Raw genomic sequence first — 12,962 nt, forward strand, 5'->3', positions numbered from 1 at the left:
GATAAAAATTTCTGCTTCTGAGGAGAATAGCGGGGCTATTTGACGAAGAAGCAGGAATTTTTAGACCAATTTATCGCAACCGCAGTAGGGCAGTCTTAAGTCCGACAGGCTCCTGGCGTATAATCGCCCCCATGGTAAAGAAATCGAAGACTAAAAAAGGCAGGCCTGCCAAAAAGACCCAATCATCCTCTAAGCAAAGGCAGGGCAATCCGGTACCGTGGAAATCTATTCTGCTCAAGCTGGGCTTGACGCTGGTGGTTCTGGTTTGTGCTTGCGCTGTCTATCTGGATGCCGTAGTCACCAAGCAGTTTGAAGGGAAAAAGTGGGCGATACCCGCCAAGGTATTTGCACGTCCTGTTGAATTGTATTCTGGCAAGCTGATAACCCCCGGTGATCTCCAGTCCCAGCTCAGGCGTCAGGGCTATCAGGCGGTTCGTGATGTGGGACGCCCGGGTACGTTTGCTCGCAATGGCAGCCAGTTCATTATTTATAGCCGGGGGTTTCACTTTCCCGATGGTGCTGAGCCATCGCGCTATGTGCAGGTTGACTTTCAGGGCAATGAGGTGACTCACCTCGTTAGCCGGGATGGTAAAAACCTGCCACTGTTAAGGCTTGACCCCCAGCCTATTGGTGGTATTTATCCGGCCAGTTATGAAGACCGCCTACTGATTCGGACCGCCCAGGCTCCCCGGTATCTGATTCCTGCCTTGCTGGCCATTGAAGACAGAGACTATTACGACCATGTTGGTATCTCACCCACCTCCATTGCCCGGGCCATGGTGGCCAACCTGAAAGCCGGAGGGGTTGTTCAGGGCGGTAGTACCATCACACAGCAGCTAGTGAAAAACTTCTTTCTAACCAACGAGCGCACTCTGGTTCGGAAAGGCAAAGAAGCCATTATGGCACTGCTGCTTGAGCTGCATTATGGCAAAGAAGAGATTCTTGAAACCTATTTAAATGAGGTTTACCTGGGGCAGCATGGACGTCGGGCCATTCATGGTTTTGGCCTGGCCAGTCAGTTTTACTTTGCCCAGCCTCTTAAGGAATTGAATCTGGCCCGGACTGCTCTACTGGTGGCTATGGTCAAAGGTCCATCCTATTACGACCCAAGGCGATATCCTGAGCGCGCCCTGGCGAGACGAAACCTGGTGCTGGATATCCTGGCTGAGCGATCCATCGTTCCTGTTGCCGAAGTTGAACGCTCCAAAAAGTTGCCATTAGGCGCTGTTAGTCGGGAATTGGTCAGTACCAACGATTTTCCTGCCTATATCGATATGGTGAAAGAGCAGCTGCGCAAGGATTATGATGAGAAGGACCTGACCTCTGAGGGGCTCAGAATTTTCACCAATCTGGACCCGGTGATTCAGCGGGAGGCCCAGAACAGTGTGACCAGTACGTTAACGACTCTGGGTAAGGATAATCAACTTCAGGGTGCCATGGTGGTTAGCTCTGCACAGACGGGGGATCTTCTTGCTGTTGTGGGGGATCGAAAGCCCGGGTATGCCGGATTTAACCGAGCCATTGAGGCGCGCAGACCGGTTGGCTCCCTGTTGAAGCCGGCAATCTATCTAACCGCTCTTGAGCGGCCTGGCCAGTACACATTAACGACGCCTGTCCATGATACACCGGTGAAAATCAGTGATGGTCGCGGTGGTTACTGGGAGCCCCAGAATTACAGCCGTGAATCCCATGGGCAGGTACCACTCTACCTGGCACTGGCGAAATCCTATAATCAGGCGGCAGCCAATACCGGGATGGCTGTTGGTTTGTCATCGGTATTGGATACGCTCAAGAGACTGGGCATTGAGCAGGAATTGCCACCTTATCCATCCGTTTTGCTTGGCTCTCCATCAATGGCCCCGATTGAGGTTGCCAAAATGTACCAAACCATTGCCAGTGGTGGCTTTCGTATGCCGTTGCGGGCTATCAATGCGGTGGTAGACAGTCAGGGCAAGCCACTCAGCCGTTACAGTCTTTCTGTCGAGCGGGCTTTTCAGCCGGGACCAATGGAACTGCTGCGTACCGCTTTGGGTATGGTCATGAAAGACGGTACGGGGCGCAACGTATATCGGTATGTTGAGCCGGGTATTGCGTTGGGTGGTAAAACAGGCACCACCAATGATCTCAGGGATAGCTGGTTTGCCGGTTACTCCGGTGACCTGGTGGCGGTGACCTGGATAGGCCACGATGACAACCGCCCGACAAAACTCACTGGCAGCAGTGGAGCTTTGAAGGTCTGGGGTTACTTTATGTCGAATGTGCCGGTTCAATCGGTAAAATCCCTGGGAGCCAGCAATGTGACAAGCATCTGGGTGAATCCCTCGGCACATGGTCGCAGTCATCGCTATTGTCAGGGCGCTATACAGTTGCCCTATATCAAGGGTTCTGAGCCACAGGCCTATGCCGGTTGTAAGGATGATGTGAAGGATTCTCTGTTTGACAAAATCAAAGGATGGTTTGAATGAAGCATTACGCCGTCTCCCTGAGTGGCATGGCAAAGCGGTATCTTTTCCACCCGGACTCTTAGTTGCGCTGTTGTTGGCTGGAGTTCTGGTGGGTTGCTCTATGCCAGTATTGATACAGGAAGAGCAGCCTGAAGTGTCATCATCACCCAATCAATCATTTGTTAAGTGCGTTGAATAGCTGATATGTCTGAAGAAGTTATTGTTTTGCTGGACGCTATTGAGTCAGAGCTGCGCAGGCAGGATGTCTGGCTTCCCATGCCTTCGTCAGTTGAAGCCATGGCCAGCACCACGCCTTTTTGTATGGATACCATGGCATTCAGCCAGTGGTTGCAGTGGGTATTTGTTCCCCGCGTCAGGGCTATTATCGATGGGGGAGGCACTCTGCCAAAGGGTTCAAATATCAAGTCCTATGCAGAAGAGGCTTTGCCGCTTGAGCGGCTGGATAGTGAGAAACTGCTGCTGATTATCGAGCAGTTTGATCGCTTAATGAGCTTACCTGCTGTCTCACAGGTCAGTAGTTAATGGAATCTGCAGGCAAGTGCTGGCTGGATATTCAGACGCCGGGTCTTGGTGGCGGATGACTGGCATGTCGATCTTGGATACGACAACAACTGCAAAAAAAGTCGAGTATACCAGATGCACGGCTTCTGTCTTTTTGAAGATCTGGTGGAACCATATTTGCCGCTTCTGGATTTTCATTGGTAACTGAAGTCCGCTCTTTTTCGGGATTACTTCCTGTAGAAATGGTTACTTTGCCTGCAGGGCTAGACTCGGTCATCAAGTTTGATGCAGCAGCATTTGCTTCTGGTAAAGGTTCTACTTGTGAGGTCTGCAGGGCTTGTGATCTTACCTCCGGCTCAGAATCACTGATATTAGCGTCATAGGCTGATATTCTAGCTGGTAATGTTGCTGCAATGGGAGAAAGTGAATCTAATATGGAGGACATACTTCTAATACTGGCCAGTTGAGGTCTGACATCGCTTCCGGATTGTGAATGTATAGCACGATCAGCCGCTTTTTTGTCATCTGGCCCCTGTTCTGAATTAAATGAGTCTGGAGATGGTAGTAATGTTTCCAGTGATCTTGAAACTTTTGCCTCTGAGCCTGCGGCAGAAGGAATATCAATTGATTGACTTTGTTGTGTATATAAGTTTGGGGCTGAACCGACAACAGAAGAATTCATAGCTACCTCTAAAAGGTCATGAAAACCTTTTAGACCGATATTTTTACAGGTAGTTTCTTGTTGTTGATTTAAATTCAGGGAGATAAAAGTAATTCGTCTAAATTTCAGGTTACATATAATCTTTTTACCTTTATCTCCCAAACTGCCTCTGTAGGATGATCTCACTTGAGAGCGTTTATTAATTCAATATTCTCTTGGGTACCGGAAAGAGAGAACTGCTTATTCTCTTTCATGAGTTGACCGGCACCGTCAATATCCAACTGTGAAAGCAGTGTTAACAACTCACGCTGAGATAGGTATTTTACTTGTTGGGACAGTAGACGAATCTTTTCCGGTAATGTTCTGGCGGTGGCCATGAGAGTTTCAAGTCGGCTGAATCTGATTTTCATTGTAAAGCTTTCTGCTGGCTGTGAGGTTATGGGTGCAAGCATCGCAGCCAATATACGGCCATCAATCTCATTTTCATTGTTTAACAGGTTACAGAGCCATAGCTTATCATCAATATTAATTTCGCTGCTGGATAGTAATTTCACAATGGTATTAACTGTTAATTGAGCTGTACTCACGGCATTGGTTTTATACTCATTCCAGAAGCGTAACAGGTAGTAAAAAGTGGTGTCAGCCTTAAAGTGGTTTTCACTTTTTGCCAGCCATTCAAGGCTTTTGAATGAAAACCGGCACTTGGGGTGCTGACTAATGATCTCAATCCGACTTGGGGATATATATGTTAGGTTAAGGTGCTCAAGGTAAAAATCAGGAAATGCAGAGAGTAGCTGGTTTAATGTCGCATCATGGATTTCGTTGTTGTGAATAAGGGCCATGAGCAGGTTAAATGTATCCCGGATACTGGTCTGTTTTTGCCCGGATTGTTTAATTAACTGTATTTTATCATCCATTTTCAGTACAGGAGCTTTTAAAAGCTCAACAAGATAACTCTGATCTTCTTTAAGCCCGGGCTGAACTAGCAGTACATTTGTAACAAACTCATTGAGATTTTCATGTATCTGGCGTATTAGCCTTTGGTGCCTGCAAGAGCAGAGGGCCGAGTAACTGATTGGTGCAAGTGCCGTTGGTTGCTCCTCGGTGGTAAAAGCCAGAAGTAATCCCATCATGTGAGAATTCAGCTGGTACATTGAGTCTTCAATGATCCTGAAAGCAATCCTCTGGGTGCAATGCCTGAGTGAAAGACGATCAAATTTCACCTGATGTTTTTTCAGCCATGTCCATATGTCTGGCTGGTCATTGACCAGTCTGATAATGGGGTGAATATCCGTGAGGGTAGCGATGGAGTGAATAATCGCTTTGCTTAAATTGTCGTGATTTCCGGAAATAAGCATTGGCAATACCCCGGCAATCAGCATGGCTTGCACTGTGTCACTGCTATGGCCATGGTACTTTGCCGACGGGTTTTCCAGTGGATAGTCAACCACTGTTTTGATCGGGCCTTGCCCATTGGTAAGGTCAGACGGCGTTAAGTGATGCTGAAACGACTCTGGCAAATTAACTGTCTGTTTAAAATCAGCCACCAGGCCTTCTTTCATTTGAAGGTAAAGCTGTTTGTCACTTTCACTGATATCTCTGTCGATTTTCAAGTTGCTCCCTGGTGGGCTGTATTCGTTCACCTCAAGCTCATGGTATCGCCAGACTTCCGGGGATTCGCTTACTTGCCACCGTGTGGCCACTTGAAAGTCATTGGGCAGGTAGCCGTTGAGATACTCTCTGTGGTTCAGGTTGCTGCTTTTCCGGCTGAAATTGATTGCCTGATACTCAAGGGGGTGGGGTGTGACCGGTTGCCATGAAGCTAGGTGATGTTCATTGGGAGTGGTATCTGGATAGAAATAAAACAGGTAGTCCCGGTAATCTTCTGCAAAATACCCATTCATGAGTAAGTAGAGTAAAGGGGCAAAGCGCTCTTCCGTAAGCTCTCTTAACACTGAATCCGCCATGAAGCCCTGCTGCAGTGTTTCAGCGACCGTTTTACCCGATAGCTTATTGTCATTGAAAACCGTCCAAAAGAGTCCCATATCATCGGTTAATTCTGCATGCTCTTTGGGATAAAGGTTCTTAATGACGACCATGGCAAACAGCTTGTTTTTATTCAGCGCTTTATAGTCCGGGGATAACTGGTCAAGGTAAATATGAAACTCATTGACGATATTGGTCATCAGTTTCATGTCGTCAATGGCGCTTGCCACATTGTAAATTAATGCTTTATCCATCTCACGGCTATTGATGGTTTTCAGCTGCTTATACAGTTCGGGGCCGACATTTTCAGCATTGGGAGCGGGAATAATGGGAATAATCAGGTCAAAAAAACGGGTACGTTCACTGGCTGTCAGTATTTCATCCGCCAGGACATAAACAAAATAGATGGGTTGTTTAATGTGACCTGAGCCATTCAGGTAGCCATTGACACAATACAGTGTTTCCAATGCTGCCCGCTGGCAGGGGCTTGTCAGGTTCTCGACAATGACAATATCATACCTGCTGTGGTTAAAGGCATGATTGATTTGATGGAGATAATTACTGACATCTGATCTGTCTGCACTGCTCTGCAGCCGGGTTAGCCTCTTTCTCTGGCCTGTTTTCAGTAACCCCGTGAATAGATACATTATGAGCAGTGTTGCCACCAGGAACAATGAGAGTTCAGCCAATAAGGGTGCATACTTTTTGGCAAAGGCCAGCATCGGGTCGGGTAAATACAGATGGAGTGCTTTGACGGCTGTACTTTGATCAATGCCCATACTGCCGCTGAGATAGCCCAGTGTTGCAATGGAATAGCTGGTCAATAAGGCCAGAATCACACCAATGACTTTCCTCCAGCCTCTGGTTTTAGGCTGCTGTGCCTTAATGTCGTCGGGTAACTCGCCTGTGATGCTGCACAGAAGTTGCTCTAATACTACTTTCTCATTTTCGTTACTGTCTGGGGTAATGGGGGTATTGATTTCGGAAAGTGCTGGCAAAAAAAATCGGGTGTATTTGAATTGCGGATTACGCTCTGTGAATGCATGAATAAATGCGCTTTTGCCAGCACCAATGGCTCCGGAGATGGCAATATTTCGGGTTTCAGGCTGCTCTTCTACATTGAGGGCAGCCAATAGCTCCCTTTCATACTTTTTGATTTGTTCATGTGGCATCATCGCTGAGTTCAGAGGCCTGATGAGTGATTGGCCATCATGATTTTTCAGATATCGGGAAAATGTCCCTCCAGATGTCCTGCCAGCAGTGGTTGATCTGTCATGCTCAGGATACTGTTTTTCTCTGGCCGTTTGCCAACCCGCCCTTGCTGCTCTCCAGCCAGCCCTGACTGCTTTATAGTATCGGGTTGTAAGGCGAACCAATCCTGACTGTTGAATATGAGCCATCATTTCCCTGTAGCCTTTCTTCCATGACCAATGTTCATGAGCCGATAAATTAGACCGCTCTGTCGGATCGTTATCAGTCAACACCAACACATTAACTATTCAAAATCGGCAGGGCTTGGCAGGGTGTGAGCAGATGTTGGCCTGTTTTGATGACCATGGAAAAACCGGTGGGAGGAGCCTTTTGCTTTAGGCATCGGTAGCCCGCTTCCTCTGCTGCAGGAACTTTCATCAAAAATGGTTGTCTGAATGAGCAGTTGTCTGAGTGAGCAAATCCGATAGAATCCAGAGAATTTAACGCCTATGAATCTGCCTGTTCTTACCAGTCCTGTTGTACCGGACGTTAGTTCCCCTGCTAACGACGGAAGTTATCCCACTTTGACCCGCTCTGTAAAAGCCTCTGTCGGGCCAAGAGCTGTCTGTCAACTGCCAACAGCCATAGTAAAGCCGCAGTTACGGGAGAAACATCAGGCCAGCAGAGGCACGGTTCCGACAACAAGTGCTTCATGGTCTGAGGGAGTTCCATTGCCTGCACACATAAAACTGAGCAATGACATAAGCCGACAGGTCAAACAGCAGTTATCAGACGATGAAAAATGTATGGTCTACTATGCCAGCAGAGGCGCTGCTGGTGATGTCAAAAGCGTGCAATTCACTGAGTACGCACAAGGCTTAATGCGTCAGGATGGGCTTTCTGAAGAAGAGTTGTCCAGTGCTGTAAAGATGTGCAGTGTGATGGATGCTTCAGATACCTGTCGTCAGGGCGACGACTATGGTCAGTCCCACAGACAGTTTCATTTTGTCGAAAATCCAGAAGTGAATAAGTGGATACTTAACCATAGGCAGACCAGTTACGAACTTGATCTTGATGATGATGACAAGCTACTCCAGTATTCGGACGGCAACTGCTGGTATCCTTTGGGTTATTTCGGTGACAGAATTCCGCAAACCCTGGTGGATGCCAGGTATGTTCTGATATCCAATAAATACAGGTCGGAAGATGATGATGAGCCAGCTGACTTAAGAGTCAATGTACAGAAATATGTATCCGATAGGATTGCTAAACATCACTGTGATACCCTCAGCAGGTTATCTGAAATCGTAGAATGCAGCAGCAGCGACAACGGTGAAAAATTATCAAAGTTACGTGATTTTCTGCAGCCTTACCGGTCAGGAAACCCTCGTGACTCAGAGATGGAGTAAAAACCGCACGGGTGCATGGGTGCATGGGTGCATGGGTGCAGGAGCTATTGCCGGGTAGGGCAGTCTATTTTCGAACCTATTTACAGAACTCATTCATAAGCTTGTTGATACGGGCGATCTCCTCCTGACGGCCAGAATTATCGAGAATTTCATACTCTCCATTTTTGTTTTTGATGCGAACCGGCGGGCCATTTTTCAGTATGGCTAAATTGCTTCGCAGTGAATTGCAAACGACCGGCTCTTCTTCAGTCTTCTGCTGTAGCTCGTCAATGGGCGCTTCTGCCGGTTTTTTGACAACTGCTTCACTGTCTTCTTTATTCTGAGTCATTTGACTGGCACCGTTTGAGATTTTCTGTGGCTCAGGTTTGGCAATAGTCTCAGTATTCGTTTGCTGTTGCGGCGGGGTCGTTGAGAAGTGTACAACCCCCCTGTTGTCTTTCCACTTGTAGATAGGCTCTGCTATTGCCCATGAAGACAGCAGTAGAGCCATGAAAAACAGTCTTTGCTTCACGTTACCAGTCCCTGATTTTTATTGTTGCACTGGTTAATTATCGTCTTCCCATGAAAAAAAATTCGTATTCACCGAAGCAAACTCCTTATTTTTATTGACTGATGGCTGCTGAACGTCAAAAATGGCACCTCCTGAAGCCGCCCAAGAAGATGTTAATAGCGCCAGCAATTCGGGGCGATATAAAAATTCATTCCAAATAAAGCCGAGGGTTAGCAAGTGGAGCTATTATCCGGCGCGGACATGGTGGTCCGATCACTGGCAGATGAGGGAGTCGAGTATATATATGGGTACCCGGGAGGGGCTCTTCTGCACGTCTATGACGCCATTTTCCGTCAGAAGGCCATTACCCATATCCTGGTACGTCACGAACAGGCTGCAACCCATATGGCAGACGGTTACGCAAGAGCAACCGGTAAGCCGGGCGTGGCGCTGGTAACCTCTGGTCCGGGGGCAACGAATACCATTACCGGTATTGCCACTGCCTACATGGACTCCATCCCCATGGTGGTGCTTTCCGGTCAGGTGCCGTCAGCCTTTATAGGCAGTGATATGTTTCAGGAAGTGGATATGGTGGGTATTTCCAGGCCCATCGTAAAACACAGCTTCCTGGTCAAGCGGGCTGAAGATATTCCAGAGGTCATCAAGAAAGCCTTCCATCTGGCGCAGACCGGGCGCCCGGGACCTGTTGTGGTTGATATCCCCAAAGATATTACCGACCTGGGCAAAAAGTACGAATACCATTACCCCCAGAAGGTACGACTGCGTTCCTATAACCCACCGGTTAAAGGTCACAACGGCCAGATTCGCAAAGCGGTTGAACTGCTGGCAGAGGCTAAAAAACCAATTATTTATGCCGGTGGCGGTGTGGTTTTGGGCAAGGCCTCGGAACAACTGACAGCGCTGGCGAAAACATTGAATGTACCGGTGACTAATACTCTGATGGGTCTGGGGGCCTACCCTGGTTCGGACCATCAGTTTGTGGGGATGCTCGGTATGCATGGCAGTTACTGCGCGAACCAGGCGATGCACAATGCGGACCTGATTCTGGCAGTGGGCGTACGTTTTGATGACCGGGTGACCAATAACACATCCAAGTTCTGCCCGGACGCAAAGATCATTCATATTGATATTGATCCAGCCAGTATCTCCAAGAATGTACCGGCGGATATCCCGATTGTCGGGCCAGTGGATGCCGTACTGGATACCATGATCCGTCAGATAGAGGAGACAGATACCCGTATTGGTCCGGAAACGCTCGACAGCTGGTGGCGTCAGGTCAATGAGTGGCGTGAAGGTCGTGGCGGCCTGTTTCCATACGACAAAGGTGACGGCACCATTCTCAAGCCTCAGCAGGTCATTGAGACACTGTATGACGTGACTCGGGGTGAAGACACCTTCATCACTTCCGATGTAGGTCAGCACCAGATGTTTGCTGCCCAGTATTATCCATTTGATAAGCCAAACCGCTGGATTAACTCCGGTGGCCTGGGAACCATGGGCTTTGGTCTGCCTGCCGCTATGGGGATTAAGCTGTCATTCCCGGACAGCCATGTGGCCTGTGTCACCGGTGAGGGCAGTATTCAGATGAATATTCAGGAACTCTCTACCTGTCTGCAATATGATTTGAACGTCAAAATCATCAACCTGAATAATCAGGCACTGGGTATGGTGCGACAGTGGCAGGATATGCAGTATGACAGTCGTTATTCCCATTCTTACATGGAATCGCTGCCAGACTTTGTCAAACTGGCGGAATCCTATGGGCATGTGGGCATGAGAATTACCGATCCAGCCAGGCTGACGTCGGCTATGAAGGAAGCATTCTCTCTGAAAGACCGACTGGTCTTTATGGATATCCAGGTGGACACCCGTGAGCATGTTTACCCCATGCAGATCAAGGACGGTAATATGGCCGATATGTGGCTCAGCAAAACGGAGAGGACCTGATGAAACGGATTATCTCTGTACTGGTTGAGAACGAACCCGGTGCACTGTCGCGTATTGTCGGGCTCTTCTCCCAGCGTAATTACAACATTGAGACATTGAATGTTGCGCCAACAGAGGACAATACACTGTCCCGCCTGACGCTGACCACGGAGGGTAATTCCCGGGTCGTCGAGCAGATTACCAAACAGCTGAACAAACTGGTGGATGTGGTAAAGCTGGTGGATCTGACCGAAGGCGCTCATATTGAGCGGGAGATGATGCTGATCAAGGTGCGTGCCGGTGGGCCACTGCGTGCTGAGGTGAAACGGACAGCGGATATCTTCCGCGGTCAGATCGTTGATGTGACCAGCTCTGTTTACACCATCCAGCTGACCGGAACCGGTGAAAAGCTGGATGCCTTTATCGAAGCCATTGGTCAGGCACAGGTGCTGGAAGTTGTGCGAAGTGGGGTGACCGGTATTTCCCGTGGGGAAAAAGTACTATCTCTTTAAGCCGGATACTTCATAAACTGCCCTGCAGCTTGCTGCGGGGTGATTTCTTAATAGCCCTTTGAACAGGCTTTGCTTTGCCGGATTTCAGTCACTCGGAAGATTGGTTTCTAATGTGATGCCAGCATCATGTTGTTGTCAGGATGCAATGCCTTTTATTCCTCCTCCTGCTACTGCTTCTTCTGCCCCCGATTGAATAACAACATCAAAGGTCCTCAGATAGATTTACTGATGGCAACTGAACCTTCAGAAGATTGATGATGTCTGAGTAGGATTTGACTTTTGCTCTTTCGGCGGTCAAGAGTGGTCCCGGATTGGCGATGGGGAACAGAGAATGAAGGGCGCGGTATAACGCTTCGGTCTCTTTAGCTAACAATAGAGCAGATTCTGAAAGTTCAAGGGGGGTCTTTCCGTTCTGGGTTCTGTCATTGATGGAGGCACCTCCGTCAAGCAGGTGCTGAACTGCATTTAAATGACGTTCAAGAACCGCATAATGGAGGGGGGTCATCATGCCAACATCCTTTGCCACCGCATCCGGTGTGACAGCCACGCTTCTGGTGGTAGCATTGACGAAAGCACCATGGCCAATCAGTTGATCAATAACCTCTGACTTACCAGATTTAGCCGCAAGATGCAGAGGTGTTTGTCCCTGGCTATTTTTGGTATTTACGTCAGCCTTACAGGCAACCAGTACCTCAATGGCGTCATGTGTGTGGTGGCTGAAGACTGCACAGTGCAGGGGCGTCCATCCAGAATGGTCACGGGCATTAACGTCGGCACCCCGGTTTATCATGGCCTGGATTTTGTCTTTTTGTCCCTCTTTAATCACCTCGTAAAAGGCTGATTTACGGGAGCCTGGATAATGAAGTGTTTTAATGTCAGCATCCGGAGTTCTGTCTAGCAATTGGTCGAATAAATTCCAGTCATTGATTTTAATCAGTTCACCGAGTAACCCGGCACGCATATCGTCACAAGGTGCCTCAGAGCGGCACAGGGCAAGGGCTAACGACCTGATTATGGGTGCAGTCAGTTTGTTTACTCTGGTTATCCAGCTCCATAGCGTCTCGCCACGGCCAATAAGTACATTGGTGGCTGCGCCAGCGGTCAGCAGAAGATCAACGGTTTCTGCCTGACCTTTCTCAATAGCAACGTGAAGCGGTGTTTTTTCGTACTGTTTTCGGTGGTCTTTCCTTTCACCGTATCTTACTGTGGATCCCTCCATCATTCTTGCTAAGTCCGACAATTGTTGTCTTGCCATTTCAAGACTAAACACTTTTGGCAACCATGAGGCTTGGGCATCGATATTAGCGCCCCTGTCAAGCAATAGCCGAATGGCATCATGTCGCCCATGTTCCACCGCAAAATGGAGGGGGGTCCTGCTACCGGCATTGATATCAGCGCCTTTGTCAAGCAAAATCTCAATGACATTGAGGTTACCTTTTGCAGCTGCAAAGTGAAGTGGGCGTCTTTTATACGGGGCGAGGCGATCAATGTCAGCGCCACTGTCAATAAGGGCTATTGTGGCCGCTTCATGACTATTTAACATCGCAAGGTGGAGGGGAGTATCACCGTGCTTGGCTGTAGTGAGGGTATTGACTTTGGCACCGTGTTTAACAAGACACTTGATCGTCGCTACATCACCTTTGCTAGCTGCGCAGTGTAGGGCAGTTATCCCGCCTTTGGTGATGGCAGTGGCATTTGCACCCTGTTCAAGCAAGCCTTCGACAATATCAGACTGACCTCTGGCTGCTGCCACGTGGAGTGGCGTCTTCTCAGGGTACAAACAATGGGTAATTTTCCGTT

Annotated in this window: 10 protein-coding genes; 6 read left to right on the forward strand and 4 right to left on the reverse strand. The window is 48.5% G+C overall.

Annotated elements, in window-relative coordinates:
• The first annotated feature begins 131 nt into the window (after nt 1-131).
• The 3 genes from mrcB to KDK15_RS06180 are packed head-to-tail and all read left to right on the forward strand — an operon-like array spanning nt 132 to nt 2,987.
• Nucleotides 132-2,465, forward strand: coding sequence for a penicillin-binding protein 1B (gene mrcB, locus KDK15_RS06170; RefSeq protein ID WP_257294490.1), 2,334 nt, complete (start codon nt 132-134; stop codon nt 2,463-2,465).
• Entirely contained in the window at nt 2,437-2,643 is a 207-nt protein-coding gene (locus KDK15_RS06175; RefSeq protein WP_257294491.1) for a hypothetical protein, read from the forward strand. Before mrcB ends, KDK15_RS06175 begins: the two co-directional genes overlap by 29 nt.
• 5 nt (nt 2,644-2,648) lie before the next feature.
• Nucleotides 2,649-2,987 carry a YqcC family protein gene (locus tag KDK15_RS06180; RefSeq protein ID WP_257294492.1) on the forward strand — a complete coding sequence of 113 codons (339 nt, stop codon included), beginning with the start codon at nt 2,649-2,651 and terminating at the stop codon, nt 2,985-2,987.
• Nucleotides 2,988-3,018: 31 nt separating this feature from the next.
• Here KDK15_RS06180 and KDK15_RS06185 read toward each other — a convergent pair whose 3' ends face one another.
• Nucleotides 3,019-3,789 (reverse strand): hypothetical protein, encoded by a 771-nt coding sequence (locus KDK15_RS06185; RefSeq protein WP_257294493.1) that lies wholly within the window; start codon nt 3,787-3,789, stop codon nt 3,019-3,021.
• Nucleotides 3,790-3,809: 20 nt separating this feature from the next.
• Nucleotides 3,810-7,016 carry a hypothetical protein gene (locus KDK15_RS06190; protein ID WP_257294494.1) on the reverse strand — a complete coding sequence of 1,069 codons (3,207 nt, stop codon included), beginning with the start codon at nt 7,014-7,016 and terminating at the stop codon, nt 3,810-3,812.
• A gap of 297 nt (nt 7,017-7,313) precedes the next feature.
• Between KDK15_RS06190 and KDK15_RS06195 the strand changes: the two genes are divergently transcribed.
• Complete coding sequence (locus KDK15_RS06195) at nt 7,314-8,213, forward strand: hypothetical protein (RefSeq protein ID WP_257294495.1); 900 nt, start codon at nt 7,314-7,316, stop codon at nt 8,211-8,213.
• Between the two features lie 76 nt (nt 8,214-8,289).
• Here the strand turns inward: KDK15_RS06195 and KDK15_RS06200 are convergent, their stop codons facing one another.
• Entirely contained in the window at nt 8,290-8,703 is a 414-nt protein-coding gene (locus KDK15_RS06200) for a DUF4124 domain-containing protein (protein ID WP_257294496.1), read from the reverse strand.
• A 237-nt stretch (nt 8,704-8,940) separates the two neighbouring features.
• Here KDK15_RS06200 and KDK15_RS06205 point away from each other — a divergent pair, with 237 nt between their 5' ends.
• Together KDK15_RS06205 and ilvN are read left to right on the forward strand one after the other, a co-directional pair.
• Nucleotides 8,941-10,671, forward strand: a complete 1,731-nt coding sequence (locus KDK15_RS06205; protein ID WP_257294497.1) for an acetolactate synthase 3 large subunit — start codon at nt 8,941-8,943, stop codon at nt 10,669-10,671.
• Nucleotides 10,671-11,162 carry an acetolactate synthase small subunit gene (gene ilvN, locus KDK15_RS06210; RefSeq protein ID WP_257294498.1) on the forward strand — a complete coding sequence of 164 codons (492 nt, stop codon included), beginning with the start codon at nt 10,671-10,673 and terminating at the stop codon, nt 11,160-11,162. The genes KDK15_RS06205 and ilvN overlap by 1 nt, the downstream gene beginning before the upstream one ends.
• Nucleotides 11,163-11,364: 202 nt before the next feature.
• Here ilvN and KDK15_RS06215 read toward each other — a convergent pair.
• A partial coding sequence (locus KDK15_RS06215; protein WP_257294499.1) for an ankyrin repeat domain-containing protein occupies nt 11,365-12,962 on the reverse strand: 1,598 nt, incomplete at its 5' end.

The sequence above is a fragment of the Endozoicomonas sp. YOMI1 genome (assembly GCF_024606345.1).
Lineage (GTDB): Bacteria > Pseudomonadota > Gammaproteobacteria > Pseudomonadales > Endozoicomonadaceae > Endozoicomonas.

Coding starts and splice junctions, on each gene's coding strand:
- KDK15_RS06180 (WP_257294492.1), top strand. CDS start 2,649: ATGTCTGAAGAAGTTATTGTTTTGCTGGACGCTATTGAGTCAGAGCTG.
- ilvN (WP_257294498.1), top strand. CDS start 10,671: ATGAAACGGATTATCTCTGTACTGGTTGAGAACGAACCCGGTGCACTG.
- KDK15_RS06190 (WP_257294494.1), bottom strand. CDS start 7,016: ATGATGGCTCATATTCAACAGTCAGGATTGGTTCGCCTTACAACCCGA.
- KDK15_RS06195 (WP_257294495.1), top strand. CDS start 7,314: ATGAATCTGCCTGTTCTTACCAGTCCTGTTGTACCGGACGTTAGTTCC.
- KDK15_RS06200 (WP_257294496.1), bottom strand. CDS start 8,703: ATGGCTCTACTGCTGTCTTCATGGGCAATAGCAGAGCCTATCTACAAG.
- mrcB (WP_257294490.1), top strand. CDS start 132: ATGGTAAAGAAATCGAAGACTAAAAAAGGCAGGCCTGCCAAAAAGACC.